Origin of the sequence: Amycolatopsis suaedae, from assembly GCF_004214935.1 — a bacterium.
In the GTDB taxonomy this organism is placed as follows: domain Bacteria; phylum Actinomycetota; class Actinomycetes; order Mycobacteriales; family Pseudonocardiaceae; genus Amycolatopsis; species Amycolatopsis suaedae.
Genome location: NZ_SFCC01000024.1, coordinates 1 through 25,943 on the forward strand (window position 1 = coordinate 1; position 25,943 = coordinate 25,943).

Consider the following 25,943-nt stretch of genomic DNA (forward strand, 5'->3'; position numbering starts at 1 on the left):
GACAGCTCTACCGCGCCCTCACCACCGACATAGCCCAGCTCACCAACACCACTTGACCTCTATAGGAGCATCCTTCATCACATGAGACGACAGAAACTCGGCCTTCATACCGGACACCGGAGCAATGCCGTGACGGGGGCACTCACGGCATGAGACGTCAGGGTCCCGGCGAAGTCGTGGGCAGCGATGGCCTGGGTCCGTGGGCAGGGGCGCTGTGGTTGCGTCTTGCGCAAGTATGGTGCCGTTGGTGGCGGCGGGGTGCGGGGGTGTTGTCTCGTTCGTGGTGGCTGGTGGGGTGAGTGTGCTGGCTGGTGCCGGTGTGACAGGTGTGCCCGCGTGACGGGTACGTGAAGGCCACCTTCATCACGTCTGGCGACAGGAACTCGGCCTTCACGCGATCCCAGGTGTCCCGCTGGCATCGCAGGCCACGCCAGCCCCACCAGCCACACCCGTAAGGCAGCGAGGGAGCTTTACTACCCTTCTTCGCTAGTAAAGCTCCCTCGCTCACGCCCGGCGCGCCGACTTCGCCGGGGCCGTGACGTCAGACGTAATGAAGGGGCCCTCACCACCCTGGCCAGACCCACGGACGGGACACACCTGCCACATTGGCACCCGGGGCCGAGCCCGGGCAACCTGACTTTGCCGCAGGCCCTGGCACCAGATGCCGTGAGGGCCCCTTCGCGGCAATGAGGCCGCTCAGGGAAGCAGGTGCGCGGAGACGACCACGGCGTACTGCTGCGTTGCCGAGCTGGGGTCGTAGTCGCCGTTGCAGGTGACCAGCCGCAGCTCGGGCCCGCCGGTGGTGGAGCCGGTCAGCTCGCCCTCCGGCACCGCGTCACGCGGGTAGGTCTCGACCCGGTCGACCGCGAACCGGGCCTGCTTGCCGTCCTGGCGGTGCACGACGACCTCGGCACCGGGGCGCAGCTCGTGCAGCCGGGCGAACACGCCCTTGGCGTAGCCGTGGACGACGTACCCGGCGATGACGGCCGTGCCCGCCTCACCCGGCGCGGGCCCGGTGGCGTACCAGCCGGCGTGCCTGGCGTCGGCCGGCACCTCCATGACCCCGCGCGGGGTACGGCCCAGCTCGACGAGGTCCTCGGTCACCAGGTCGATGGCCGGAATGCGCAGGCCGCTCGGCGGCGACGACGTCATCGCCCGCGCCACCGGCACGGCCTGCCCCGCCTCGGCCGTCGCGGAGCCCGGTGACTGGTCGCGGCCCGGCGCGAACACCAGCGCGGCGACCACCGCGGTGACGACGCAGCCCGCGATCACGGCCCCCGCCGTGACCAGCAGCCGACCGCTGTCCCCCCGCTTCCGCGGCATGTCCGCCATGTCCAGAAGATCGTTTCACCGCGACACAGTGTTACACGAGTGAGATATAACATTGATTAGAGCACCCGTTCGGCCCAACGCGGGCAGGTTGGGCGAAAAGAAATCCGCCGGATTGGTCAACGGGGCATAAGTCGTCCTGTCCAGTGGTGACGGGCGGTGAGCAGGATGGGCGGGGAACGCGACGTCGCCGAAATCCGGTTTGTGAGCTTCCGTTTTCGGGAACAATCGGACATTCGCTTGCGATAGGCAGAAGTGGGTGCGCAGATGCGCGCGCGTGTGGAGGTGGTGTGGTGCCGGAGCTGGTGGGAGTCCTCGACGTCGGCTCGTTCAGCGCGCGGCTGGTCGCCGTGCCCGCCGGCGGTACGCCGACGCGTCCGGCGGTACGCCACAAGACCCGGCTGCGCCTGGACCGGGCGCTGGACGGCCGGGGCCGCATTGACCGGGCGGGGATAGCCGCGATCAGCCACGCCGTGGCGGCGGCCAGACGGGCGGCCCGCGACGCGGGTGTCTCCACGCTGTTCCCGCTGGCCACCTCCTCGATCCGGGACGCGGCCAACAACTCCGCGGTGGTACGCAGCGTCGCGGCCGACACCGGGGTGGAGCTGCGTTCGCTGAGCGGGCGCCGGGAGGCCGAGCTGGCCTTCGTCGCCGCCCGCCGGTGGTACGGCGCGGCGGGCGGCCCGCTGGTGGTGCTCGACGTCGGCGGTGGCACGGTCGAGATCGCGGCCGGGGCGGGCGAGCACGCGTCGATGACCCGCTCGCTGCGGCTGGGCGCCCGTGAGCTGACCCGGACCTGGCTGGGCGAGGACCTCGCGTCGGCGGAACGGGTGGCGCACGTCCGCGAGCACACACTGGAACGGGTCCGCGACGCCCTGGCGGGCACCGAGTCGATGGTGCGCGAGGGCATGGTCGTCGGCTGCTCGAAGGTGCTGCAGCAGCTGGCGCGGCTGGCCGGGGCCCGGCCGCAGCGCGACGGCCTGTTCGTCGAGCGGGGCCTGCACGTCGACGACCTGCGCCGGTGGATCCCGCGCCTGGCGAAGATGCCGCCGTCGCGCCGCGCCGAGCTGCCCGGGATCTCCCGGTGCCGGTCCCGGCAGGCACTGGCCGGCGCCATCGTCGCCGAGGCGCTGCTCAGCGTCGTCGGCGCCCGGCTGACCGTGTGCCCGTGGTCGACCACCGAGGGGCTGCTGCTCGGCCTGCTCGACGACGTCGCGGCCGGGCAGCGCCCGGCCGGGCTGTACCGCGTCGCCTAGCCCGGGTGGGTCTCGCCGCCGAGCGCGGCGATCACCTCGCCGGTGTAGTACGACGACAGCTGGTTCGCGGCGAGGAAGACGTAGGACGGCGCCAGCTCGTCCGGGTGCGCCGGCCTGCCCATCGGCACGTGCTCGCCGAAGCCCTCCACGTGCTCGGGGGACAGCGTCGCGGGGATCAGCGGTGTCCACACCGGACCGGGCGCCACGCAGTTGACCCGGATGCCGCGCGGTGCCAGCGCCTGCGCCATCGCGTAGGTCCAGGCGTGGATGGCGCCCTTGGTGGCGGAGTAGTCGATGAGTTTCTTGTTGCCCCGCAGGCCGTTGACCGATCCGGTGTTGATGATGACGCCGTCGCCGGGCAGATGCGGCAGCGCCGCGGCGGTGACCCGGAAGTAGCTGTGCAGGTTCACCTCGAACGTGTGCAGCCACTGCTGCTCGGTCAGCTCGTCGGGCGAGTCCAGCTCGTGCTGGGTGGCCACGTTGTTGACCAGCACGTCGAGCCCGTGCAGGTGGTGCAGCGTCTGGTCGACGACGTCGCGGCAGTGCTGCGCGCCGGCCAGGTCGCCGGGCAGCAGGACGCAGCGCCGGCCCTGCGCGCGCACCAGGTCGGCGGTGCGCTCGGCGTCCTCGTGCTCGGACAGGTAGGCGATGGCGACGTCGGCGCCCTCCTTGGCGAAGGCGATCGCCACCGCCCGGCCGATGCCCGAGTCGCCCCCGGTGATCAGCGCCCGGCGCCCGGCCAGCAGGTCGCGGCCGGTGTAGTCGGCCATCGTGTCCCGCGGTTGCGGGGTCATCTCGCCGGTCGTGCCGGGTGGCTGCTGTTGCTGCGGAGGTTGTGCCATGGCGCTGGCGTACCCGGATGATCCGGGCCTCACACGTGTGGTGAGGTTGTGCCCGCTCGCCCGGATGGGTATGCCGGAGTCATGACACAGCCAGAACAGCGACCGCCGTCCGGTTCCGTCCCCCGGCCGAAGCACCCCGACCTGGACCCGGAGCGCACGCCCGACGTCGACACCGAGAACCTGCCCAACCGCACCGACGTGCCCCCGGCCACCGACGCCAACCGGGATGCCGGGACCACCGAACCCCCGGACTGAGCCGCGGGCTCAACCGCGGCCGTCGTGCTCCAGCGGGTTCCGGCGCCGCGGTGCCCGGCCCTCCGGCTGCGTCACCGGCCCGGGCGGGGTGATCGGCGGGATCGCCATCGTGACCGGTTCGGCGCCCACGGTGAGTTCGGTGCCGTGGTGGCTGATGGCCAGCTCCTCGCCGGACACCAGCTGGTAGTCCGTCGAATCCTGGCCGATCCGCACCACGAACCGGCTGTCCCGGAAGGTGAGCCGGAAACTCACCCGGTCGAGCTGGGCGGGCAGCCTGGGTGCGAACGCGAGCCTGCCGCCGTGGTCGCGCATGCCGCCCAGCCCGGCGACCACGGCCAGCCACGACCCGGCCAGTGACGCCATGTGCAGGCCGTTGCGGACGTTGTTGTGCAGGTCGTGCAGGTCGGTCAGCGCCGCCTCGGCCAGGTAGTCGTAGGCCAGGTCGAGATGACCCACCTCGGCGGCGAGGATCGACTGCGTCCCGGCCGACAGCGAGGAGTCCCGCACGGTGCGGGCCTCGTAGTAGGCGAAGTTGCGGGCCTTCTGCTCCGGGCTGAACGCGTCGCCCCGCAGGTGCATGGCCAGCACCAGGTCGGCCTGCTTGATGACCTGTTTGCGGTACAGGTCGAAGTACGGGTAGTGCAGCAGCAGCGGGTAGTGCTCGGCGGACGTGCCGGCGAAGTCCCATTCGGCGTAGGTGGTGAACCCCTCGGACTGCGGATGCACCCCGAGGACGTCGTCGAACGGTACGTACATGGCGTCGGCCGCCTCGCACCAGGCGGCGATCTCGTCGTCGGTCACGTCGAGCTGCCGGGCGACGTCGGGATGGCGCCGGCAGGCGGCTGCCGCCTCGCGCAGGTTCCGCTGTGCCATCAGGTTGGTGTAGACGTTGTTGTCCGACACCGCCGAGTACTCGTCGGGCCCGGTGACGCCGTCGATCCGGAAACCGCCGTGCTGGGCGTGGTGGCCCAGCGACAGCCACAGGCGGGCGGTCTCGGCGAGCAGTTCCACGGCGTACTCGCGGTCGAAGGCGGTGTCGCCGCTGGCCGCGAGGTAGCGGGCGGTGGCGTCGGCGATGTCGGCCGACACGTGGAACGCCGCGGTGCCGGCCGGCCAGTAGGCCGAGCACTCGGCGCCGTTGATGGACCGCCAGGGAAACGCCGCGCCCCGCAGGCCGAGCTGGTCGGCCCTGGCCCTTGCTTTGTCCATTGTGGAATGTCGCCAGTGGAGTGCGTCGCGGGCGGCCTCGGGCATGGTGTAGGTCAGCACCTGGAGCACGAAGGACTCGGTGTCCCAGAAGGCGTGCCCGTCGTAGCCCGGCCCGGTCAGTCCCTTGCCGGGGATGGCCCTGCTCTCGCCGCGGGCACCGGCCTGCAGCACGTGGAACAGGGCGAACCGGACGGCCTGCTGCAGTTCGGGATCGCCGTGGATCTCGATGTCCGCGGTTTCCCAGAAGTGGTCGAGGAATTCGCGCTGCTCGGCGACCAGCCCGTCCCAGCCGGTCTGCAGCGCACCCGCCAGCGCCGCCTCCACCTGCGCGCGCAACGCGGGCGCGGACCGCTGCGCCGACCAGCCGTAGCCGAGGAACTTGGTCAGCTTCAGCGTCTGGCCCTCCGGCACGTCGACGGCGACGGTCAGCCGGGCCAGGTCGTCCTCGGCGTCGATCTGGGTACGCAGGCCGTTGCCGGAGGACTCCACCTGGTGGTCCATCGCCGCGGCCATCCGCAGGCCCGAGCGGCGGGTGTGGTGCACCAGCACGGCCCGGAAGTCCTCGGCGCTGACGAACTCCGAGACCAGCGGCGACTGCAGTGCCGCCGCCACCCTCGGGTCGCTGGTGTCGGACTCGATCGGCTCATTGGCCAGCAGGTCGGACTGGACGACCAGCTGGATCTCGCCGTCCAGCGGTTGTACTTCGTAGCGGATGGCGACCACGGCGCGCTGGGTGAACGACACCAGCCGCTCGGTGCTCACCCGCACCCGGCGCCCGGTGGGGGAGGACCACTCGGTGGTGCGGCGCAGCGTGCCGCTGCGGAAGTCCAGGACCCGGTCGTGCGCGGTCGCGTGGCCGTAGCGCATGTCCAGCGGCTCGTCCTCCACCAGCAGGCGGATGATCTTGCCGTCGGTCACGTTGACCACGGTCTGGCCCGCTTCCGGATAGCCGTAGCCCGCTTCGGCGTAGGGCAGCCCGTGTTCCTCGTAGAAGCCGTTGAGGTAGGTGCCGGGCAGCCCGCGCGGCTCGCCTTCCTCCAGGGTGCCCCGGACGCCGATGTGGCCGTTGGACAACGCGAACGTCGATTCGGTGCGCTGCAGCTGGTCGACGTCGAGGCCGCACCAGCGCAGCTCCCACGGGGAGATCCGGTAGCCGTGTTCAGCCATCGCCTGCCTCCAGCAGTTCGGCGAGGTCGTCCACCACCACGTCGGCACCGCGGGCGCGTAGCTGGTCGGCCTGGTCGGCGCGGTTGACGCCGATCACGTAACCGAAGCCGCCCGCCTTGCCCGCCGCCACGCCGGCCAGCGCGTCCTCGAACACGGCGGCCTGCGCGGGGGTGGCGCCCAGGGCCTGCGCCCCGGCGAGGAACGAGTCCGGCGCCGGTTTGCCGCGCAGCCCGCGCTCGGCGATGACCAGCCCGTCGACCCGGGCCCGCACGAAGCGGCTGAGGTCGGCGGCGTCGAGCACCTTGGCCCCGTTGGCCGAGGAGGTGACCACGCCGATGGCCAGCCCGGCGTCGCGGGCGGCCTCCAGGTAACGCACCGAGCCCGGGTACGGCGAGACGCCCTGTTCGTCGATGATCCGCAGCACCAGTTCGTTCTTGCGGTTGCCCACCCCGTTGACCGTCCGCGCGTCCACCGGGTCGTCCGGTTCGCCCTCCGGCAGCGTGATGCCCCGGGAGGACAGGAACTCACGTACCCCGTCCGCCCGCGGCCTGCCGTCGACGTGGTCGGCGTAGTCGCGGTCGGTGAATTCCGCGAAGCCGTCCGGATCCCGCGCCCGCAGGAACTCGTCGAAGGTTTCCTTCCACGCCTGTTTGTGCAGCGCGGCCGTGCCGGTGAGCACGCCGTCGAGGTCGAACAGGCAGGTCGTGATCGAGTCCGGCAGTCCGATCATGACTGCACGCTACCGTCGTCGGCGCGTGGCCGCGACGTGTGTGGGTCAGCGGGTCGGCTGCCTGCCGTCGGGCTGCTCGGGACCGGGACCGGGCGACCACCAGCCGGGCCGCACCTCGCTGCCGTGGATGACCGTCGGCTTGCGGCCGTTGGTGTACGGCTCCAGCTGTTTGAGCTGGCCCCACGACTGGTCCGGTTGCCCGATCAGGTAACTCGGCACGTCCGGTTGCTCGGCCACCTCCTCGAGGAAGCCGTTCGGCCCGCCGCCCGCGTTGCCGCCGACGTCGCCCTCGAACGCCAGCGCACCGGCGGTGATCCGGTACTTGGGCAGCTCGGCGATGCCGTCGCGCATCTTCATCGGGTTGAGGCAGGGGTAGACGAACGAGGCGGGCCAGTCGATGTAGACCGGGGTCTTGCCGATCCGTTCGGTGAGCGTGGTGAACGTCGGCACCCTCGGCCCGGTGACCGCGACCCAGCCGTCCTCGGTGAAGTCGTCGTCGGCGGCGAAGATCCGCATCGCGTCGACCTCGGGTGGCAGGTCGCGCAGGTTGAACCGGACGTCCTGCCAGAAGCCGGGCCCGCCGGGGCCGTAGACCTGGTTGGTGCGCACCACCTTGACGCCCTCGTCGGTGATCTGGCCCCACTCCATCACGACCCTGGTCGCCTTGAACGGCGGCGACGCCACGGAGATCACGGCCTGCCGGCCCTCACGGTTCTCCCTGGGCACCGAGTACCAGTTGGTGCGCAGCTTGCCCACCGGGGTGTCCGGGTTGCGGTAGCTGCTCCACATCCGGACCGCGTCGCGGGTGAACCCGTGCGGCGGTTCGTCGATGGGGTCCTCCGGGTCGGCGGGCTCGGTGCGGAACCCGGTCTGCACGCGCCCGTTGTCCTCCTCCGGCGGAGGCAGCGGGTTGTTCTCCTGCTGCGGTTGTTCCTTCTTCTCGTCGACCGTGTTCTGCTGGTCGCTGGGCAGCTCGGTGAGCATGCTGGAGACCGGTTCGTTCTCCACCATCACGTGGTCGGACAGGTTGCAGCCCGAGCCGAAGACGTGGTCGATGTTGGCCGCGCCCAGGCTGTAGCTGTCGCGTTGCTGGTAGATGGCCATGGTCATGGAGGCGAACTCGCCCGCCGCGACCAGGCCGCACACCACCACGAACGACACCGACGCCATCTTCAGCGAGTAGCCACGGCGTTCCTGTGCCCCGGGAAGCAGGTCGGAGCGTTGCGCCCGGACGTTCTCGATGAACGCCACCACCGCCGCGATCCCCGCCGCGATGAGCAGGATGTTGGACAGCGCGAACCCGCCGATCGACGGTGCGACACCGGCCCACGGCACGCCGAGGTTGGAGACGAACCAGTACGAGTTGGGCCCGGTCATCGCCAGCGCGGCGACGACGAGCAGGCCGGCCAGGAACGCGGCTCTGTTGCGGTTGGAGCGCAGCACCGTCGAACTGGTCGCCAGTGCGGTCAGCGCGGCCATGGCGGCCCCGACCGCGGCGAACGCGCCGAAGTGGTGCGTCCACTTGGTCGGGGTGAGCGCCAGCAGCAGGAAGAACAACGCGACGGTGCCGATGAGCCTGCGCGACGGGCCGAGCGCCGCACCCTGGATGCGGCCGCGGCGCAGCAGCACCACCAAGCACGCGCCGGTGCACAGCAGCAGCAACAGCACCGGGAACCGGCGGGCGGCCGAGCCGTCGGCGGAGTTGCTGAACAGCAGCTGGTACCGGGACAGTTCCTCGAACCAGGACAGGTTCGGCCCGACCTGCGCCCGCAGGCGGGTGGCCTCCTGCACCGAGGCCAGCGTCTGGTCGGCGAACACCACGACCAGCACCAGCAGCCCGGCGCCGAGGATCGGGGCGAGCACGGGCAGCCAGCCGACGGTGCGGGCGCGCTGGCGCAGCAGCTGGAACAGCGGGCGGCCGGCGACCAGGAATGGGGCGACCGCGATCAGGCCGGTCGGGGTCGCGGCCAGGGTCAGCGCGGCGGCGAGCAAGCCGAGGCACACGGGCAGCAGCCTGCGGGTGACCAGCGCGCGTTCCACGGCACACAGGGCGATCAGCGAGCCGACCGCCGCGACCGGCTCCGGGCGGGTGCCGGTGTTGAACGGCAGCCACCAGACCAGGAAGACCGCGGCGGCGGCCCAGCCGGCGGCGCGGCTGGTGCGGACCAGCTTGCCCAGCCTGGGCATGACCTCGCGGCTGATCAGCAGCCAGCTGACCACGCCGAGGACGAAGGCGGGCAGGCGGATCCACGGCGGGGCGACGCTGACGTGCCCCATGAGCTGGTAGACGTGGTAGAACCAGCCGAACGGCGCCTCGGCCACCCCGAACCAGCGGTGGTAGTTGGGCAGGTAGCCGGCGTCCTCGGTGACTCTGGCCATCGTGAGGATGTAGCCGTCGTCGGAGGTCACCGGCCCGATGAACACCCAGGCGCCGAGCGCCGCGAACACGGTGGCGTCCCGCTTGGTGAGCTTCCACCAGCCGACCGGCGCCCATCGGGGCGCGCGGCGGGCCCCGCGCCGGTCCATCCGGTTGACGACGATCAGGCAGCCGATCAGGGCGGCGACGCCGAGCGCGCCGACGGCGATCTTCCAGCCGGTGGGGGAGGACTGGTACCGGGTGTCCGGGGTGATCGAGACGTCCAGGCCGTCGACCTCGTCCTTGGTCTCGTCGATCTCGGTGTAGATGCCGACCACGCGGGGGCGGACGTCGCCCTGGCCGGTGTAGATCGGCGTGCCGGCGACGGTGAGCTCGGTCCGGTGGACGTCGGAGGTGATCCGGATGTCGCAGCCCTCGGGCGGCAGCGGCTGCCGGGCGACCTGCTGGGCGCGGTTGGACGCGATCAACGTGCCGTTGTCGATCTGCAGGTGCATGCCCGCGCCCTCGTCGAACCGGGCCTCGGGCACGGTCGCGAAGAGCAACGCCGGGCCGCTGCTGCGCTCGTCGAGCGAGAGGACGGTCGCGCACGGGATGTCGGCGCGCAGCTCCTGGGCCCAGTAGCCGGTCAGGGGCGCGTTCACCGACTGGGTGTCATTGCCGTTCGGCCAGACGATGCGGGCGGTGTCCTGGACGACCGGCATCAACGGCGTGGCCAGTGCGCAGGCAGCGGCGATCAGGCCAAGCGTGACGGCGATCGCACGCCACAGTCGGAGGCGGCTCGATTCCGCACTCGACGACTCCGCGTCTGTGGCCGGGTCAGGCTTGGCCGAACGAACACGAATAGTGGTCGGCACCGGGCCAACGCTAGCGGCCCGCATTTCATCGATGTGCGGTGGGATACCGTTACCGGCCACCGGATGCGTCGTGCTATCGCGCCACGGTGGACAGTCGGCGCGGTTGGCGTGGTGACGATCAGCCGAGTTCGAGCACCCGTCCGGCCACCATCAGGTGCACGGCGTCGGCGTGCGCGGAGACCTGGGTGTTGAGCGTGCCGAGCACGTCGCGGAACAGCCGCGCGGTGGCGGACTCCGGTTCCATCCCGCTGCCGACGTCGTTGGTCACCGCGACCGCCGGGTGCCGGGTCTGCGACCAGGCCTGCAGGAACTCCAGCAGCCGCTCGTCGAGCCGGTACTCCCAGCCCTCGGCCGCCCGCCGGGCGCCGACCTCGTCGAGTACCCGGCCCAGCCAAGTGCCGAGGCACTCGATCAGCACCGGCCCGGTCGCCGTGTGCAGGGCGGCGGCCAGGTCGGAGGTGTCGCCGAGCTCGCGGACCAGCCAGCCCGCGGGCAGCCGCGAGCGCAGCGCCGCCAGCCGGGCCGGGTCCTGGTGCCCGGCGGCGAGGTAGGTGACCTGGTGGTGCCGGGACAGCAGCCGCTCGGCGTGGCGCGACTTGCCGCTGCGTACCCCGCCGATGACCAGCGTCCGCTCCGCGGCGGCGGCGCCGCGGGCGAAGCGGCGCAGCGCCCTGGCGCCGGCGTCGAGCCGGGTCGCCGCCAGCCTGGCCAGCCGCCGCAGTTGCGTCCTCATGGCGGGCATTGTGGACCACGCCACGCCGGGGCGACCGGCGGGTAGCCCCAGTGTCCGGCTCCGGTGCGTCACCGTATGGTCACCAGCCGGGTACGGGTCAGGCGACCGTGGCTTCGGCGCGGTCGGCGGTGCGGGCGATCCCGCCGGCGAACCGCGGCCACAGCGCTTCCGGCAGGTCGTGGCCCATGCCCGGGACGACGTCCAGCTCCGCGCCGGGCACGGCCCTGGCGGTGGCCCGCCCGCCGGAGACGGTGATGAGCGGGTCCTGCTCGCCGTGCACGACCAGCGTCGGCACCCGCAGCGTCCCCAGCGCCCTGGTGCGGTCCGGCGCCGCCAGGACGGCCGCCAGCTGCCGGGCGGTGCCCGCCGGGTTGATCCCGCGCTCGAAACTGGCCTCCGCCCGTGCCCGCAGCCGCTCCTCGGGCGCCGGGTAGCCGGGCGAGCCGATCACCCGGAACACGCCGACCATGTGCTCGATGTAGCCGTCGCGGTCCCGCGGCGGCCGGGTGAGCAGGGTCGCCGCCGCCTTCGGGGTCGGCAGCCCGGCCAGCTTGGCGCCGGTGGTGGAACTCATCGACGTCAGCGACCGGACCCGCTCCGGGTGGTGCAGCGCCAGCGTCTGGGCGATCATCCCGCCCATCGACACCCCGACGACGTGCGCCGAGGCCACGCCCAGCCGGTCGAGCAGGGCGGCCGCGTCCGCCGCCATGTCGGTGAGGGCGTAGGGCGAGCGCCGCCCGACCAGCGCCGCCAGCGGGGTGGCGTGACCGCTGCCCGCCGTCGAGCGGCCGCAGTCGCGGTTGTCGAACCGGATGACGTGGAACCCCCGGCCGGTGAGCTGCCGGCAGAACTCGTCGTCCCACCAGGTCATCGGCCCGGCCAGCCCCATGATCAGCAGCAGCGGCCGGTCCGCCGGGTCACCGAAGGTTTCGTAACACAGCTCGATGCCGTTGACCTGCGCCACCTGCTCGGACATGGATCACTCCCGCCGTATCCGGGTACACCACCCCGGTTCGCAGTCTGCCAGGGTGGACGGCGTGCAGCAGCCCATGCCGGTCGATCTCACGTTCCGCGGCCGGCGCGTGGTCCGGGACCGCGCGCTGGTGATGGCGATCATCAACCGCACCCCGGACTCGTTCTACGACCGGGGTGCCACCTTCAGCGACGAGCGGGCCCTGGCCGCCGTCGACCGGGTCGTGTCCGAGGGCGCCGACGTGGTCGACATCGGCGGGGTCAAGGCCGGCCCCGGCGCCGAGGTGGACGCCGCCGAGGAGATCCGCCGCGTGGTGCCGCTGGTGGAGGTCGTGCGCAACCGGCACCCCGGCATCGTCATCAGCGTCGACACCTGGCGGGCCGAGGTAGGCAGGGTCGCCTGCGAGGCCGGCGCCGACCTGCTCAACGACACCTGGGCCGGAGCCGACCCGGCCCTGGCCGAGGTCGCCGCCGAGTTCGGCGCGGGCTACGTCTGCTCGCACACCGGCCGCGCGGTGCCCCGCACCCGGCCGTTCCGGGTGCGCTACACCGACGTCGTGGCGGACGTGATCGAGGAGACCACCGCCCTCGCCGAGCGGGTGGTGGCGCTCGGCGTTCCCAAGGCGGGGGTGCTGATCGACCCGACCCACGACTTCGGCAAGAACACCTGGCACAGCCTGGCCCTGCTGCGGCACGCCGACGAACTCGTGGCCACCGGCTGGCCGGTGCTGATGGCCTTGTCCAACAAGGACTTCGTCGGCGAGACCCTCGGGGTGGAACTCACCGAGCGGGTGGACGGCACCCTGGCCGCCACGGCGCTGGCCGCCGCGTCCGGTGCGGTGATGTTCCGGGCCCACGAGGTGCGCCGCACCCGGCAGGTGCTGGAGATGGTCGCCTCGGTGCAGGGCACGCGCCCGCCGGGCAGGGCGGTGCGCGGCCTCGCGTAGTAAGCGTCGTGGGTCAGGAGTGAGCGTGGAGCATCCGGCCTCATCCCCCGCAAGCACCAGAGCACGTGAAGGCCACCATCACCACGTCACACGTAATGAAGGTGGCCTTCACGAGCTTGACCTCAGGCACGGGTCCGGAACGGAGGACTCGCGCGAACGGGCCGCTCACGCGGGGCGACCGGCACGACGTGATAACCCGGTCCACATCGTGAGTTCTGCGCTCACGCACGCGAGTTCTGCGTTCCGGCCCGCGAGTTCTGCGCTCGGGACCACCAGCCACCCCACCGGACACCGACTTTGCCGGGGCCCTGACGTCTCACGTGGTGAAGGTGGCCTTCACGAGCTTCAACGACTTAGGACACTGGAACCGCTGCTCATGGCGCCGCCACCGCCGTCAGCACGTCGGTGCGGGCCGCCTGCCGGGCGGGCCACAGGGCCGCGGCGACCGCCGCGACCACGATGCCCGCCATCGCCAGCGCGACCGTGTCCAGCGGGAACGTCGTGGTGGACAGTTCCTGGCCGAGCATCACCCCCTGCATCACCGCCCCGGTGCCGAGGCCGGTCAGCACCCCGAGCAGGGCACCGAACAGCGACATCACCAGGCTTTCCACTCTGATCACCCGCCGGACCAGCGCGCGGTTCGCGCCGACCGCCCGCAGGACGCCGATCTCCCTGCGCCGTTCCAGCACCGACAGGGCGAGCGTGTTGACCACGCCGAACACGGCTACCACCACGGCAACACCGAACATCACCGACATGACGGTGAAGCCGACACGCTGCCGTTCGACGTACTCGGCGGCCATCCCGTCGCGGTCGGTGACCCGGACGTCGGGCCGCCCGGCGAACGCCCGCTCAATACCCTGCCGGGCCGCCGCCGGATCGGTTCCGCTCGCGTACACGTGGGTGATGCCGGTGTTGGCCACCTCCGGGGCGAGCGCGGCGTCGAGGTAGATGCTGGCCGAGTACTCGGTCGCCTCGTACACCCCGGCCACCGTGGTGTGCACCGGCGGCCTGCTGCCCAGCGTCAGCGTGATCGCGGCACCCGGGCTCAGCCCGAGCATGTCGGCCTGGTTGCGGGCGACGACGACCCCCTTGCGCAGGTCGCCCACCCCGGCGGTGACGTCGGGGGTCACCAGCGTGCCCAGCGCGCCGGGGTCGATCACCGACACGTTGCGCCGGGCCGTGCCACCGGGATGGCCCACCTCGGCCAGCATCTCGCTGACCGGCGCGACCGTGCCGACACCGGGCGCCGAGCGGGCGGCCGTCACGTCCGCGGCGGTCAGCTTCGCGCCGTTGGCAGACGGGACGACCACGGTGCTGGTCAGCGGCACGGTGGCGCGCACGGTCGAGGAAATGAGCGTCTCCAGCGTCGAACTGAGCGTGGCGAACGCGCACACCAGCCCGAGCCCGATCGTGATCGCGGCCGCCGTGCCCGCCGTCCGCCGCGGGTCGCGGGCCGCGTTGCGCAGGCCCAGCCGCAGCGCGGGACCGCCACGGCGGCCGGTCAGCCGGACCAGCGGGCGCAGGACGACCGAGGCCAGCCACGGAGCCAGCAGCAGCACACCCGCGGCGGCGACCACCGCGCCGATCAGCGTGGTGATGCGCACCAGGTTCGGCGCGGCCGGGTCGGAGGTGAGGGCGACCGTGCCGATCCCGGCGGCGAGCACCGCCACGCCCACCGCGGAGCGGCGGCCGAGCGGCCGGTCCGGCCGCGCGTCGTCGCGCAGCGCCGCGACAGGGGGTACGGAGGCGGCCCGCTGGGCGCTGCCCAGCGCCGCGGCCAGTGTCACCACGACGGCCACGGCGTAGCCGAGCCCGATCGCGGCCGGGGAGACGACGAACTCGACGTCGCCGGTGCCGAGCGCGGCCTGCGCGGCCGGGCCGAGCGCCAGCCCGGCGAGTACGCCGGTGGTGCCGCCGACCAGGGCGAGCGCCAGTGCCTCGGTGAACACCGCCCGCCGCACCTGGGAGCGCCGGGCGCCGACGGCCCGCAGCAGCGCGAGCTGCCGGATGCGCTGGCCGACCAGCATGCTGAACGTGTTGGCGATGACGAACATCCCGGCGAGCAGGGTCACCGCGGCGAACGGCAGCACCGCCCACCGCAGGTCGTCGCGGGCCGACTCCTGCTCCTGCCTGGCGGCGGTGGTGAGTTCCGGCCCGGTCCGCACCTCCCGGTCGGCGCCGGTGATCGCGGTGATCGCGCGGGCCGCCGCCGTGGCGTCGGCGCCCGGCGTGGCCAGCTCGATCCGTTCGGCGCCGGGACCGAACCGGTCCGCCGCGGCCGCGGCGTCGTAGGCGATCGCCGGTGTGGGGTCGAGTTCCGCGTCCACCGTGCGGTACTCGTAGATCCCCGCCACCACCGGGTTCTCCCGCCTGCCGCCGGCGAGCAGGACCGGCACCTTGGTGCCCGCCGTCGCGCCCACGGCCTCGGCCTGGGCCCTGCTGAGGGCGACCTCGCCGGGGCCGGCCGGTGCCCGCCCCGCGGTGAGGAGGAACCGGCCGGTGGTGTCCCACCCGGTGCCTGCCCGGTCGATGGGCGTCGGGGAGGCGACGAGCCGTCCGTCGGCGCCGACGACGCCCGCGTACCCGGACAGCACCGTCGTCACGGTGCCGCCACCGGCGGCGTCCGCGATGCGGTCCACCTCGGCCGCCGTCAGCGGGGTGCCGTTCTCGGCCCGCCGCACGCTCACCCCGTCGAGGGTGCGCAGCTCCTGGTGGGTCACCGTCGTCACGGCCGAGTCGCCCACACTCCAGCCGGCGACCACGGCGGCCACGCCCAGCGTGATCGCCGCCAGGGTCATCGCCACCCTGGACCGGTGCGCGGCCAGGTCGCGCAGCATGGCGCGGGCCAGCGCACCCCGTGGTGGTCGGCGTTCCATCAGCGTGTTCCTCCACTTCGGACGGTGGTGAGTTCGAGGGACTTCATGCGGTCGAGCACCGTGGCCGCGGTCGGCTGCTGCAGCGACCCGACCAGGCGCCCGTCGGCCAGGAACAGCACCTGGTCGGCGAAAGCGGCCGCGGCGGGGTCGTGCGTGACCAGCACGACCGTCTGCCCCAGCTCGTCGACGCCCCGCCGGAGGAAGCCGAGCAGCTCGGCCGAGGCGCGGGAGTCCAGCGCCCCGGTGGGCTCGTCGGCGAAGACCACCTCGGGCCCGGTGACCAGCGCCCTGGCGCAGGCCACCCGCTGCTGCTGGCCGCCGGACAGCTCCGCCGGGCGGTGGCTGAGCCGTTCGCGCAGGCCGATCGTGTCCACCACCCGGTCGACCACGTCCTGGTCCACCGGCCGCCCGGCCAGGTCGAACGGGAGCGTGATGTTCTCCAGCGCGCTCAGCGTGGGCAGCAGGTTGAACGCCTGGAACACGAAACCGATCCGGTCCCGGCGCAGCCGGGTCAGCTGGTCGTCGGACCACGTGGTGATGTCCGTGTCGCCGACCAGGACCGTGCCGCGGGTGGGCCGGTCGAGCCCGGCGGCGCAGTGCATCAGCGTCGACTTGCCCGAGCCGGACGGGCCCATGATCGCGGTGAACCGGTGCCTGGGGAACGTCACGTCCACGTCGTCGAGCGCCGTGACGCCCGCTCCGTAGGTCTTGGTGAGCCCGCTGACCTGCACGGCCGCGGGGTTCGCTGTTGTCATGGGCCCAGCGTGCGGTCCGGCACAGGGCCGCGACATCCATCGATATGCGATTCCGGATGTCACTTAAGTAGGGGGTGATCATCGACTTTCGCCGGAGGGCGGGCCACGATCGCCGTGGTTAGTCTCGGTCCATGCGAGTAGGCGGGGTGGCGGCGGCGTGGTCGCGGGTACGGCGGGTGGTGCCGTTCCTGTTGCCGGCGCTGACGTTCCTCAGTTGCCTGGTGCCGCTGCTGCCGGGCATCAACAGGATCGTCCCCCGAGTCGGTGAACTGGCGGAGCAGGCCGGGGTTCCGCTGATGGTGCAGTGCGGCCTGCTGGCCGTGCTGGCCGCCTGGGCCATATGGGCCACGCCGGCGCGGTGGTGGCCGCTGTTCGCGGTCGCGGTGGTGGGCTGGGTGCTGCAGGCGGGCGGGCCGCTGATCGCGCTGGTGTCGTTCCGGGTGGCCGCCCGGTTCGGCAGGATGCGGTTGCTGGCCGGCTACGCGGCCGGTGCGACGGTGCTGACGCTGATACCGGTCGCGCCGGACAGCGACGGGATCTACCGGTTGTGGCCGGTGCTGCCCGACGCGCTGGGCGGTCCCGCGTTGTTCGTCTGGTTCCCCGTGGCCGTGGGGCTGTGGGAGACCGGGCGCAGGCGGATCGCGGAGAAGGAACGGGACAGGGCGCGCCAGGCCGAGCGGGCCCAGGAGGCGAAGGTGAACGAGGCGCGGGCGCGCGAGCGGGCGCGGATCGCGCGGGACATGCACGACGTCGTGGCGCACCGGGTGTCGTTGATGGTGCTGCACGCCGGAGCGCTGGAGGTGAACAGCGACGGGGAGGTCGCGGCGGCGGCCGGGCTGATCCGCACGACCGGGCAGGAAGCACTGGCGCAGTTGAGGGAGGTGCTCGGGATACTCAAGCCCGGCCGGGCCACGGCGGGACCGCCGCCGCGCCTGGCCGATCTGGAGGAGCTGGTGGCCAGGTCGCGGACCGCGGGCATCCCGGTCAGCCTGCGGCAGGAGGGCGAGCCGGTCACGCTGGCGCCGGTGGTCGACCACACGGGCTACCGGGTGGTCCAGGAGGGGCTGACGAACGTGCACAAGCACGCCGGTGCGGTGACGACCCGGGTCACCGTGCGGTACTCCGGCGACGAAGTGGAGGTGGTGGTGGACAACGTGGCGGCGGTCCGGACCGGTGCGGCGATGCCCGGCAGCGGCATGGGCCTGGTCGGCCTGCGTGAGCGGGTCGAGTTGCTGGGCGGGCACTTCACCGCGGGCCCCCGGCTCGACGGCGGGTTCACGGTGCGGGCCCGGCTGCCCGCAGTGGCGGAAACCCAGGACGGTGCGGACGACCTGGCCGGGCCCGCCGGCGTCGCGGACGGGGCGGCCGGATGATCCGGGTGCTGATCGTCGACGACGAGGTGCTGGTGCGGGCCGGGTTCCGGATGATCCTGCAGGCGGCCGACGACATCGAGATCGTCGCCGAGGCGAGCGATGGGAAGGAGGCGGTGGACGCCGTCCTGAAGCACTGGCCGGACGTGGTGCTGATGGACGTGCGGATGTCCGGAATGGACGGACTGCGAGCGCTGCAGGAGATCAGCAGGCTCCCGAAGGCGCCGAAGGTGATCATGCTGACGACGTTCGACCTGGACGACTACGTGCACACGGCCCTGCGGGCCGGGGCGTCCGGGTTCCTGCTGAAGGACACCTCGCCGCACGACCTGATGTCGGCCGTGCGGACGGTGGCGGCCGGCAGCGCGATGCTGTCGCCCACGGTGACCAAGCGGCTGATCGACGAGTTCGCCGGGCGCGAGCCCGGCCGTACCCGGCAGGCACGCGAGCAGCTGGCCACGCTCACCGGCAGGGAGATGGACGTCCTCAACGGGGTGGCCGACGGTCTGTCCAACGCGGAGATCGCCAAGCAGCTGTCGATGAGCGAGGCGACGGTGAAGGCACACGTGAGCAGAACCCTGACCAAGCTCGGGCTGGCCAACCGGGTTCAGGCGGCGATGGTGGCCCGCGACGCCGCCGGGTGGTGAGGCGGCGCCGCGGGTGGCTCAGCTGTCGACCGACAGCGCCTGGACGAGGTCGCCGACCTCCGGGTCCTTCAGTGCCCGGGCGACGTCGGCCTGCGCGACGATGCCGACCAGGTCGTGGCCGTCGATGACCGGCAGCCTGCGGACCTTGTGGTTGGTCATGGTCGCCAGGATCTCGCCGGCGTCGTCGTCCGCGCCGATCGTGACCGCCTCGCCCTGGGCGAGGTCGCCTGCCCGGACCGCCATCGGGTCCTTGCCCTCGGCGAGGACCTTCACGACGATGTCGCGGTCGGTCAGCATGCCCTTGAGGCGGTTGTCCTCGCCGCAGATCGGCAGGGCGCCGACGCCATGCTGGGCCATCTGCGCGGCCGCGTCACGCACCGAATCGCTGGTGCGTACGCAGGTCGGGTCGGGTGTCATGATGTCGCGTGCCTTGGTCATGAGAGGTCCTTTCTCCGTAGCGGGCGTCAGCTGTCGTGCTTGCGGTGCATCAGCAGGCGGGCCACCACGACCACCAGCACGAGGCCGCCGGCCAGCAGTGGCGCGCGGACCCGCAGCCACACCCGGGTCTCCGCGTCGACCTTGCGCCACAAGGCCGTGAGCGTCTCGTCCAGCTCGCGCCGGGTCAGCTCCGCGTCGAGGCGGGCCTGGTCGACATCGTGCGGGAAGTCCTCCCACTGCTGGCGGTCCTGCTGGGTCCGGTGGGCGCCCGTCATGTGCGTGCCTTCTCTCGTGACTCACCGATCGTCTCCAGATCGGCCCGTACTCCCGCGGCGGCTTCCTCGGGTACCGGTGGTGCTCCCTTGCGGACCTGGCTCACCCCGGCGGCGCCGAACAACGCGGCCAGCACGAGGAACGCGCCACCCACCACGAGGGCGGCCGCCCAGGCCGGCATCGCGGTGGCCAGCCCCAGTACCGCGGCGGCCACCAGTGTCGCCGCGCCGAAGAAGGCGAGAACGACCGCGAAGCCGGACAGGCCGGCGCCGCGGGTCAGCCGGGTGATCTTGGCTCGCACCTCGGCGACGGCGAGCCGTAGTTCGTCCCGCACCAGTCGGCTCACCTGCGAGGACAGGTCGCTGACCAGCGCAGCGATCGACCGGTCGGTGCCGGTCGCCGTTCCGTTCGCTGTCTGCTCGGTCATGGCCACCGGTTACCCGGCACGGCCGGTGACTAACCGGTTTCCACGCTCCGGTGTGGTGGTAACCGGGATTCATGCCGCGCACAGCCGACTCCACGGGCACCGCCGCCGACTTCGTCCCGGACAGCCGCGGCCTGCGCGCGCTGCGGTCGGCTGCCGCCGGCTGCCGTGGCTGCGGGCTGTACCGCGACGCCACGCAGACCGTGTTCGGCGAGGGGCCGCGGCAGGCCAGGGCCATGCTGGTGGGGGAGCAGCCCGGCGACCGGGAGGACGTCGAGGGCGCGCCGTTCGTCGGCCCGGCGGGGCGCCTGCTCGACCGAGCGCTGGACGACAGCGGTATCGAGCGCGATCAGGTGTACCTGACCAACGCGGTCAAGCATTTCAAGTTCGTGCCCGCCGAGCGCGGCAAGCGCCGCATCCACCAGAAGCCGTCGCGGACCGAGGTCGTCGCCTGCCGGCCGTGGCTGCTCGCCGAGATCGACGCCGTCCGCCCGGAGTTGCTGGTGCTGCTGGGCGCGACGGCGGCGCAGGCGGTGCTGGGCGCGTCCTTCCGGCTCACCCGGCATCGCGGCGAAGTTCTCGAACTGCCCGCCGAGTTCGGCAGCGCGCGGGGAATGGCGACCGTGCACCCGTCGGCCGTGCTGCGCGCGCCCGACCGGGACGAGGCCTACGCCGCCTTCGTCGACGACCTCACCGCCGCGGCCCGGCGCCTCTAAGCGTCCAGTTCGGCCAGCGTCCGTTCCACAGCCGCCACCACGTCCGGATGTCCCAGCGGCAACGGCGGCGGCACCCGGTCGCGGGGGCCGCCGGTGCTGTGCGCGACCACCCGGACGTCGACCGGGATCCGCGCCGGTTCCTCCTCGGGATCGACCAGCAGCAGCGACCGCACCGTGTCGGCGTGCCGCCCGGCCAGCGCCACCGCCGTGCCCGCCGCGGGACCGCTGGCCAGCAGGTCCACCGTGCCGCCCAGCGCGGACGGGTCGGTCAGCATCTCCTCCGCCGCCGACAGCGCGCCGTCGGTCGGCAGGCGGAACCACACCACTTGCCGCCGCGTGGTGACGTCCCGCCAGCTCGCGGGCAGCCCCTCGTGGTTGGCCGCACCCGCCGGGTCCAGCACCAGCAGCGCCGGTGCCCCGGCCGCGCCCTCCCACACGGTCGGCGGGCCCTGCTCGCGTACCGGGTCGTTGTCGATGTTGTCGGCCTGGTTCATACCGGGGTCCCTTCCCGGTCGCTGACGCCCTGCCGGGCGGCGACCGCGGCCAGTTGCAGTTCCTCCCGCGAACGCACGGTCAGCACCGGCACGCCCGAGGAGCTGATCACCGCGTCCTCCTCGCGGCGCGAGTCGAGTCCGCTGTGGACTCCCAATGTGCCGAGGCCGGCACACACCGCCTCGGTCACCTCCGGCTGGTCCCAGCCGATGTCGCCGGTGAACACCACGGCGTCCAGCCGCTCCAGGCTGGTGGCCAGCGCGCCCAGTTCGCGGCGCACCCGGTGGCAGAACACGTCCAGGGCCAGCCGGGCGGCGGGTGAACCGTCGGCGACCAGGTCCCTAGTGTCCGCCGACAACCCGCCGGACAGCCCGAGCAGCCCGGACGCGTGCTGCAGCTGCTCGGAGACCTCGCCGGGCTCCAGCCCGCGCTCCTCCAGCAGCCAGAACAGCAGCCCCGGATCCACCGAGCCGGACCGGGTCGACATGGCCATGCCCTCCAGCGGGGTGAACCCCATCGACGTGTCGGCACTGCGGCCATCGCGCACCGCGCAGGCCGAGCAGCCGCCGGACAGGTGCGCGATCAGCACCTGCAGCTCCCCGGCGGGCCGGTCCAGCAGCTCGGCCGCCCGCCGCAGCGCCCAGCCGTAGGACAGGCCGTGGAAGCCGTAGCGGCGCACGCCCCACTCCCGCCACGACGCCGGCACCGGGTAGGTGTACGCGGCTTCGGGCAGGTCGCGGTGGAACGCCGTGTCCGGGCAGATCAGCTGCACCCGGTCGGGCAGCCGGTCGTGCAGGAAGTCCAGCAGCGCCAGCGTCTTCGGTACGTGCGCGGGCGCCAGCGGAGCCGCCGACCGCAGCGCCTCGCGCACGGTCTCGTCGACGACGGCGGGCTCGGTGATCTTCCCGGCGTGCACCACCCGGTGCGCGATCAGGCTGATCGGCTCGGCGGGCAGCCGGTCCAGCAGTTCCCCGAGCGCGCGCAGCGCCTCCTCGGAGTCGGCGGGCTGCCCGGTCTCCAGTTCGTCGACGACCCGCTCGTCGGTCGTGTCGACCAGATGCGCCCGCAGGCTGGACGAGCCGGGATTGACGGTCAGGACGAGCACTGCGACCACCTCCACTCGGTGAACTCCGGCGGGTCCGCGCCGTCGGCGTAGGCCCTGGCCACCAGTTCCTTTCGCGTGCGCAGCAGGCCCTGCGCGACGGCACCACCTGCCGACGACCACCCGGCGGCGTGCCGCACCGCGGCGGCGGCCAGGTCGTAGCGGCTCATCCGGTTGTCCGCCAGCAGGTCCAGCGGCGTCGTCGTGGTGCCCTCCTCCAGGTAGCCGTGGACGTGGAACCGGTTGGGCCGGGGCCGGCCGTGCAGCACCTCGTGCACCGCCGACGGGTAACCGTGGAAGGCGAACACCACCGGGACGCCGGTGCCGAAGCACGCGGCGAACTCACGCTCGTCCATGCCGTGCGGATGCCGCCGCGACGGCGCCAGGGTGAGCAGGTCGACCACGTTGACCACCCGCACCCGCAGCGCGGGCGCCCGCTCCCGCAGCAGCGTCACCGCGGCCAGGGTCTCGACGGTGGGGGTGGTGCCCGCGCAGGCGAGCACCACGTCGGGCCGCCCGGGATCACCGGTGCAGGCCCACTCCCAGACCCCCGCCCCGGCTCGGCAGTGCCGCTCGGCCGCGTCCAGGTCCAGCCACTGCGGACCGCTCTGCTTGCCCGCCACCACCACGTTGATCAGGCCGGTCGAGGCCAGGCAGTCGCGCAGCGTCACCAGCAGCGTGTTGGCGTCCGGCGGCAGGTAGACTCTGGCGACGCCCTCCTTCTTGGTCAGCATGGCGTTGATGAACCCGGGACCCTGGTGGCTGTAGCCGTTGTGCTCCTGACGCCAGCCGTCGCTGGTGAGCAGGTAGTTCAGGCTCGCCACCGGTGCGCGCCAGGGCACCTCGCCGGACATCTTCAGGAACTTGGCGTATTGGTTGACCATTCCGTCCACAATGGACACGAAGGCCTCATAGCAGGGGAACAGGCCGTGCCTGCCGGTGAGCAGGTAACCCTGCAGCCAGCCCTGGCACAGGTGCTCCGACAGCACCTCCATCACCCTGCCGCCCGCGGCCAGGTGCTCGGCGTACTCGCCGGTCTCGCCGGTGAACGCCCGCGACGTCGCCGACAGCAGCGCCCCGAGGTTGTTGGACTCCAGTTCGTCCGGGCACACCACGCGGAAGTCGCGGCGCCGCTCGGTGGCCCGCATCAGCTCGGCCAGCCACTCACCCGCCGTCGCGGTGGCACTCACCTCGGTGCCGAGGCCGACGGCGAACTTCTCCAGCGGCGGCAGCGGCAGGTCGCGGCGCAGCCGCCCGCCGTTGGCCTGCGGGACCGAGCCCAGCCGCAGATCGCCCTCGGGCGCCAGCGCGGTCAGGTCACCGGCGGGGCTGCCGTCGGCGCCGAACAGCTCCTCCGGCCGGTAGGAGCGCAGCCAGTGCTCCAGGGCGGCCAGCTCGGCCGGATCGTCGGCGGCGTGCTCCAGCGGAACCTGGTGGGCGTGGAACGTCCCGGCCAGCGGCGTGCCGCCCGGGTCGGTATCCGGCGCGCCCATGCCCTTCGGGCTGCGCAGCACCAGCATCGGCGGACGCTCGGCGTCCCGGTCGGCCCAGGCGCCGTCCAGCGCGGACGCCCAGGCCGCGTCCGGATCGTCTGCGGCGGCCACGTCGACGATCCGGGGCGACCAGCCGCAGCCGGTGAAGTACGCGGTCAGCTGCTCGTCGGGCATCGTGCCGTACACGGTCGGCGAGGCGATCTTGTAACCGTTGAGGTGCAGGATCGGCAGGACCCGCCCGCCGGTGGCCGGGTCCAGGAACCGCGGGCAATGCCAGGACGCCGCGGTCGGCCCGGTCTCCGCCTCGCCGTCGCCGACCACGCACGCCACCAGCAGTTCCGGGTCGTCCAGTGCCGCGCCGAACGCCGTCGCCAGCGCGTAACCCAGCTCGCCGCCCTCGTGGATGACGCCGGGCACCTCGGGGGAGAGGTGGCTGGGAAAGCCGCCCGGCCAGGAGAACCGGCGCACCAGCTCGGCCAGCCCGCGCCCGTCCGGGCTCAGCGCCGGGTCGACGTCGGCGTGCGTGCCCTCCAGCCACAGGTTGGCGTGCACGGCCGGGGCGCCGTGGCCGGGACCGGTCACCAGCAGGGTGCGCTGCCCGGTCCGCCGCACCAGCCCGTTCAGTCCACTGTAGACAAGGTTGAGGCCGGGGCAGGTGCCCCAGTGGCCCAGCGGCCTCGGCTTGAGATGCTCCGGCCGCAACGGTTCGCGCAGCAGCACGTTGTCCCGCAGGTAGATCTGCGCCACCGACAGGTAGTCGCAGGCGGCCCGGTAGCGGGCGGGCGCCGTCACCTCAGCAGCTCCTGGAACTTCGTCTTGACGCCCTGCGTGACCAGGTGCCAGGCGTTGGGGTCGCCCCGCAGCACCGCCTCGGTCATCGACTTCACCTGCTCGAACGTGGCGTGCGGCGGGATCGGCGGGACCTCCGGGTCACAGCGGACGTCCAGCACGGCCGGCCGGTCGGCGGCCAGCGCGTCGTCCCACGCGGACCCCAGCGCCTCCGGGGTGTCCACGGCGATGCCACGCAGGCCGATGCCGCGGGCGAAGTCGGCGTAGGACACCTCGGGCAGCGTCTGCGACTGCTCGAACTTCGGCGAGCCACCCATCGCCCGCAGCTCCCAGGTGACCTGGTTGAGGTCGCCGTTGTGGAACACGCAGACCACCAGCCGCTGGTCGGGCCAGCGGTCCCGGTAGCGGGCGATGGTCAGCAGCTCGGCCATGCCGTTCATCTGCATCGCGCCGTCGCCGACCAGCGCCACCACCGGCCGGTCCGGGCAGGCGAACTTGGCGCCGATGGCGTACGGCACGCCGGGGCCCATCGTGGCCAGTGTGCCGGACAGCGACCCGCGCATCGTGCCGCGGAAGCGCAGGTTGCGCGCGTACCAGTTGGTCGACGACCCGGAGTCGGCCGTGACCAGGGCGTTGTCCGGGATCCGCTGGGACAGCTCGTGCACCACCCGCATCGGGTTCACCGGGTCGGCGTCGAGCATGGCCTGCCGCTCCAGCGTCTCGTACCAGCGCGTCACCGACTTCTCCACGCCGTCGCGCCACGAGCGCTCGGTCTTGCGCTCCAGCAACGGAAGCAGTGCCCGCAGTGTGCCTCCGGCGTCGCCGAGCAGGGTGGACTCGACGGGGTAACGCAGGCCGAGGAACCGCGCGTCGTCGTCGATCTGCACCGCGCGCGCCTGGCCGAACTCGGGCAGGAACTGCGAGTAGGGCATGTTCGACCCGACGATCAGCAGCGTGTCGCAGCCCTGCATCAGCTCGTAGGTCGGCCGCGTGCCCAGCAGGCCGATCGAGCCGGTGACGTAGGGCAGGTCGTCGGGCAGGACGTCCTTGCCCAGCAACGCCTTCGCCACGCCCGCGCCGGTCAGCTCGGCGACCTCGCGGAGCTCGGCCGCCGCGTCGCGGGCGCCCTGGCCGGCCAGGATGGCCACCTTGCTGCCCTCGTTGAGGATCGCCGCGGCGTGTTCCAGCTCCTCGGCCGGCGGGACGGCCGTGCTGCGCAGCGACGCGGGCGGGCTGGACGGCACGTGCTTGAACGCGTGCTCCGGCGGCGAGTACTTCTCCTCCTGCAGGTCGTTCGGGATGATCAGCGCGGTCGGCGCCCGGCGCACCAGCGCCGTGCGCAGGGCCCGGTCCAGCGCGTTGGGCAGCTGCTCGGCGACGTTGACCTCCACCAGGTACTCGCCGGCGACGTCGCGGTAGAGCGCCTGCAGGTCGACCTCCTGCTGGTAGCTGCCACCCATCGCGCTGCGCGCGGTCTGCCCGACGATGGCGACCACCGGAACGTGGTCGAGCTTGGCGTCGTAGAGCCCGTTGAGCAGGTGGATGGCACCCGGGCCGGAAGTCGCCATGCATACGCCGACCCCGCCGCCGAACTTGGCGTAGCCCACCGCCTGGAACGCCGACATCTCCTCGTGCCGGGACTGCACGAACCGGGGCCGGTCGCCGGCGTCGCGGAACGCCGCGACCAGCCCGTTGATGCCGTCACCGGGGTAGGCGAAGACCTGTTCGACACCCCATTCACGCAGGCGGGCCAGTACGAAGTCGGCAACGGTGTCAGCCATGGGCCCCGGATACCGCTGGGCCGGACCGGTTAAACAAACGCCGGATCTTGTGCCGGTGAAAGCGCTCTCCTAAGCTGAGCGCGCCGCCAGACATGACCGCCTGCCACACCCCA

The 25,943-nt window shown here is 72.7% G+C and carries 22 protein-coding genes; 6 read left to right on the forward strand and 16 right to left on the reverse strand.

Annotated features, from left to right (window positions below):
- Positions 1–696: 696 nt before the first annotated feature.
- Positions 697–1,323: a class F sortase gene (locus EWH70_RS33995; RefSeq protein ID WP_165436536.1), complete on the reverse strand. Its 627-nt coding sequence runs from the start codon at positions 1,321–1,323 to the stop codon at positions 697–699.
- Between the two features lie 299 nt (positions 1,324–1,622).
- Here EWH70_RS33995 and EWH70_RS34000 point away from each other — a divergent pair, with 299 nt between their 5' ends.
- Positions 1,623–2,585 (forward strand): Ppx/GppA phosphatase family protein, encoded by a 963-nt coding sequence (locus EWH70_RS34000; RefSeq protein WP_240687377.1) that lies wholly within the window; start codon positions 1,623–1,625, stop codon positions 2,583–2,585.
- Here EWH70_RS34000 and EWH70_RS34005 read toward each other — a convergent pair.
- Positions 2,582–3,427 carry an SDR family oxidoreductase gene (locus tag EWH70_RS34005; RefSeq protein ID WP_130479706.1) on the reverse strand — a complete coding sequence of 282 codons (846 nt, stop codon included), beginning with the start codon at positions 3,425–3,427 and terminating at the stop codon, positions 2,582–2,584. The genes EWH70_RS34000 and EWH70_RS34005 overlap by 4 nt on opposite strands.
- Before the next feature lie 81 nt (positions 3,428–3,508).
- On the opposite strand from EWH70_RS34005, the gene EWH70_RS35720 reads away from it, so the two are divergent.
- A complete protein-coding gene (locus EWH70_RS35720; RefSeq protein ID WP_165436537.1) occupies positions 3,509–3,682 on the forward strand; it encodes a hypothetical protein in 174 nt (57 codons plus the stop codon).
- A gap of 9 nt (positions 3,683–3,691) precedes the next feature.
- Here EWH70_RS35720 and EWH70_RS34010 read toward each other — a convergent pair whose 3' ends face one another.
- The 5 genes from EWH70_RS34010 to EWH70_RS34030 all read right to left on the reverse strand — a co-directional run bounded on the left by EWH70_RS34010 (position 3,692) and on the right by EWH70_RS34030 (position 11,728).
- Positions 3,692–6,058: a glycoside hydrolase family 65 protein gene (locus EWH70_RS34010; protein WP_130479707.1), complete on the reverse strand. Its 2,367-nt coding sequence runs from the start codon at positions 6,056–6,058 to the stop codon at positions 3,692–3,694.
- Positions 6,051–6,788 (reverse strand): beta-phosphoglucomutase family hydrolase, encoded by a 738-nt coding sequence (locus EWH70_RS34015; protein WP_130479708.1) that lies wholly within the window; start codon positions 6,786–6,788, stop codon positions 6,051–6,053. Before EWH70_RS34015 ends, EWH70_RS34010 begins: the two co-directional genes overlap by 8 nt.
- Positions 6,789–6,833: 45 nt before the next feature.
- Entirely contained in the window at positions 6,834–9,866 is a 3,033-nt protein-coding gene (locus tag EWH70_RS34020) for an arabinosyltransferase domain-containing protein (RefSeq protein ID WP_240687378.1), read from the reverse strand.
- Between the two features lie 271 nt (positions 9,867–10,137).
- Positions 10,138–10,761, reverse strand: a complete 624-nt coding sequence (locus EWH70_RS34025; protein ID WP_420809119.1) for a bifunctional adenosylcobinamide kinase/adenosylcobinamide-phosphate guanylyltransferase — start codon at positions 10,759–10,761, stop codon at positions 10,138–10,140.
- 88 nt (positions 10,762–10,849) lie between these two features.
- Positions 10,850–11,728: an alpha/beta fold hydrolase gene (locus EWH70_RS34030; protein WP_130479711.1), complete on the reverse strand. Its 879-nt coding sequence runs from the start codon at positions 11,726–11,728 to the stop codon at positions 10,850–10,852.
- Between the two features lie 73 nt (positions 11,729–11,801).
- Between EWH70_RS34030 and folP the strand changes: the two genes are divergently transcribed.
- Positions 11,802–12,671, forward strand: a complete 870-nt coding sequence (folP, locus tag EWH70_RS34035) for a dihydropteroate synthase (RefSeq protein WP_130479751.1) — start codon at positions 11,802–11,804, stop codon at positions 12,669–12,671.
- A gap of 374 nt (positions 12,672–13,045) precedes the next feature.
- Here folP and EWH70_RS34040 read toward each other — a convergent pair whose 3' ends face one another.
- Positions 13,046–15,550 (reverse strand): ABC transporter permease, encoded by a 2,505-nt coding sequence (locus EWH70_RS34040; RefSeq protein WP_130479712.1) that lies wholly within the window; start codon positions 15,548–15,550, stop codon positions 13,046–13,048.
- A complete protein-coding gene (locus EWH70_RS34045; RefSeq protein ID WP_205669379.1) occupies positions 15,550–16,305 on the reverse strand; it encodes an ABC transporter ATP-binding protein in 756 nt (251 codons plus the stop codon). The genes EWH70_RS34040 and EWH70_RS34045 overlap by 1 nt, the downstream gene beginning before the upstream one ends.
- Positions 16,306–16,436: 131 nt before the next feature.
- On the opposite strand from EWH70_RS34045, the gene EWH70_RS34050 reads away from it, so the two are divergent.
- Together EWH70_RS34050 and EWH70_RS34055 are read left to right on the forward strand one after the other, a co-directional pair.
- Entirely contained in the window at positions 16,437–17,678 is a 1,242-nt protein-coding gene (locus EWH70_RS34050; protein ID WP_130479714.1) for a sensor histidine kinase, read from the forward strand.
- Entirely contained in the window at positions 17,675–18,322 is a 648-nt protein-coding gene (locus EWH70_RS34055) for a response regulator (RefSeq protein WP_130479715.1), read from the forward strand. The genes EWH70_RS34050 and EWH70_RS34055 overlap by 4 nt, the downstream gene beginning before the upstream one ends.
- An 18-nt stretch (positions 18,323–18,340) precedes the next feature.
- Here the strand turns inward: EWH70_RS34055 and EWH70_RS34060 are convergent, their stop codons facing one another.
- The 3 genes from EWH70_RS34060 to EWH70_RS34070 are packed head-to-tail and all read right to left on the reverse strand — an operon-like array spanning position 18,341 to position 19,460.
- The gene (locus EWH70_RS34060; protein ID WP_130479716.1) at positions 18,341–18,760 is read right to left on the reverse strand and encodes a CBS domain-containing protein; all 420 of its coding nucleotides are present in this window, start codon (positions 18,758–18,760) and stop codon (positions 18,341–18,343) included.
- Positions 18,761–18,786: 26 nt separating this feature from the next.
- Positions 18,787–19,035, reverse strand: a complete 249-nt coding sequence (locus EWH70_RS34065) for a hypothetical protein (RefSeq protein ID WP_130479717.1) — start codon at positions 19,033–19,035, stop codon at positions 18,787–18,789.
- Positions 19,032–19,460, reverse strand: a complete 429-nt coding sequence (locus tag EWH70_RS34070) for a phage holin family protein (RefSeq protein ID WP_130479718.1) — start codon at positions 19,458–19,460, stop codon at positions 19,032–19,034. Before EWH70_RS34070 ends, EWH70_RS34065 begins: the two co-directional genes overlap by 4 nt.
- Positions 19,461–19,531: 71 nt before the next feature.
- Between EWH70_RS34070 and EWH70_RS34075 the strand changes: the two genes are divergently transcribed.
- Complete coding sequence (locus EWH70_RS34075; RefSeq protein ID WP_130479719.1) at positions 19,532–20,173, forward strand: UdgX family uracil-DNA binding protein; 642 nt, start codon at positions 19,532–19,534, stop codon at positions 20,171–20,173.
- Here the strand turns inward: EWH70_RS34075 and EWH70_RS34080 are convergent.
- The 4 genes from EWH70_RS34080 to EWH70_RS34095 are packed head-to-tail and all read right to left on the reverse strand — an operon-like array spanning position 20,170 to position 25,830.
- Positions 20,170–20,667 carry a hypothetical protein gene (locus tag EWH70_RS34080; RefSeq protein WP_130479720.1) on the reverse strand — a complete coding sequence of 166 codons (498 nt, stop codon included), beginning with the start codon at positions 20,665–20,667 and terminating at the stop codon, positions 20,170–20,172. The two genes, EWH70_RS34075 and EWH70_RS34080, sit on opposite strands and share 4 nt — an antisense overlap.
- Positions 20,664–21,770 carry an acetate/propionate family kinase gene (locus tag EWH70_RS34085; RefSeq protein WP_240687379.1) on the reverse strand — a complete coding sequence of 369 codons (1,107 nt, stop codon included), beginning with the start codon at positions 21,768–21,770 and terminating at the stop codon, positions 20,664–20,666. Before EWH70_RS34085 ends, EWH70_RS34080 begins: the two co-directional genes overlap by 4 nt.
- Positions 21,758–24,052, reverse strand: a complete 2,295-nt coding sequence (locus tag EWH70_RS34090; protein ID WP_130479721.1) for a phosphoketolase family protein — start codon at positions 24,050–24,052, stop codon at positions 21,758–21,760. Before EWH70_RS34090 ends, EWH70_RS34085 begins: the two co-directional genes overlap by 13 nt.
- The gene (locus EWH70_RS34095; RefSeq protein WP_130479722.1) at positions 24,049–25,830 is read right to left on the reverse strand and encodes a thiamine pyrophosphate-requiring protein; all 1,782 of its coding nucleotides are present in this window, start codon (positions 25,828–25,830) and stop codon (positions 24,049–24,051) included. The genes EWH70_RS34090 and EWH70_RS34095 overlap by 4 nt, the downstream gene beginning before the upstream one ends.
- Positions 25,831–25,943: the final 113 nt, after the last annotated feature.

What these genes read in the sequence shown, in the direction of transcription:
- EWH70_RS33995 (WP_165436536.1), bottom strand. Translation starts at nt 1,323, where the DNA reads ATGCCGCGGAAGCGGGGGGACAGCGGTCGGCTGCTGGTCACGGCGGGG.
- EWH70_RS34005 (WP_130479706.1), bottom strand. Translation starts at nt 3,427, where the DNA reads ATGGCACAACCTCCGCAGCAACAGCAGCCACCCGGCACGACCGGCGAG.
- EWH70_RS35720 (WP_165436537.1), top strand. Translation starts at nt 3,509, where the DNA reads ATGACACAGCCAGAACAGCGACCGCCGTCCGGTTCCGTCCCCCGGCCG.
- EWH70_RS34010 (WP_130479707.1), bottom strand. Translation starts at nt 6,058, where the DNA reads ATGGCTGAACACGGCTACCGGATCTCCCCGTGGGAGCTGCGCTGGTGC.
- EWH70_RS34015 (WP_130479708.1), bottom strand. Translation starts at nt 6,788, where the DNA reads ATGATCGGACTGCCGGACTCGATCACGACCTGCCTGTTCGACCTCGAC.
- EWH70_RS34020 (WP_240687378.1), bottom strand. Translation starts at nt 9,866, where the DNA reads ATGCCGGTCGTCCAGGACACCGCCCGCATCGTCTGGCCGAACGGCAAT.
- EWH70_RS34025 (WP_420809119.1), bottom strand. Translation starts at nt 10,761, where the DNA reads ATGCCCGCCATGAGGACGCAACTGCGGCGGCTGGCCAGGCTGGCGGCG.
- EWH70_RS34030 (WP_130479711.1), bottom strand. Translation starts at nt 11,728, where the DNA reads ATGTCCGAGCAGGTGGCGCAGGTCAACGGCATCGAGCTGTGTTACGAA.
- folP (WP_130479751.1), top strand. Translation starts at nt 11,802, where the DNA reads ATGCCGGTCGATCTCACGTTCCGCGGCCGGCGCGTGGTCCGGGACCGC.
- EWH70_RS34040 (WP_130479712.1), bottom strand. Translation starts at nt 15,550, where the DNA reads ATGGAACGCCGACCACCACGGGGTGCGCTGGCCCGCGCCATGCTGCGC.
- EWH70_RS34045 (WP_205669379.1), bottom strand. Translation starts at nt 16,305, where the DNA reads ATGACAACAGCGAACCCCGCGGCCGTGCAGGTCAGCGGGCTCACCAAG.
- EWH70_RS34050 (WP_130479714.1), top strand. Translation starts at nt 16,437, where the DNA reads ATGCGAGTAGGCGGGGTGGCGGCGGCGTGGTCGCGGGTACGGCGGGTG.
- EWH70_RS34055 (WP_130479715.1), top strand. Translation starts at nt 17,675, where the DNA reads ATGATCCGGGTGCTGATCGTCGACGACGAGGTGCTGGTGCGGGCCGGG.
- EWH70_RS34060 (WP_130479716.1), bottom strand. Translation starts at nt 18,760, where the DNA reads ATGACCAAGGCACGCGACATCATGACACCCGACCCGACCTGCGTACGC.
- EWH70_RS34065 (WP_130479717.1), bottom strand. Translation starts at nt 19,035, where the DNA reads ATGACGGGCGCCCACCGGACCCAGCAGGACCGCCAGCAGTGGGAGGAC.
- EWH70_RS34070 (WP_130479718.1), bottom strand. Translation starts at nt 19,460, where the DNA reads ATGACCGAGCAGACAGCGAACGGAACGGCGACCGGCACCGACCGGTCG.
- EWH70_RS34075 (WP_130479719.1), top strand. Translation starts at nt 19,532, where the DNA reads ATGCCGCGCACAGCCGACTCCACGGGCACCGCCGCCGACTTCGTCCCG.
- EWH70_RS34080 (WP_130479720.1), bottom strand. Translation starts at nt 20,667, where the DNA reads ATGAACCAGGCCGACAACATCGACAACGACCCGGTACGCGAGCAGGGC.
- EWH70_RS34095 (WP_130479722.1), bottom strand. Translation starts at nt 25,830, where the DNA reads ATGGCTGACACCGTTGCCGACTTCGTACTGGCCCGCCTGCGTGAATGG.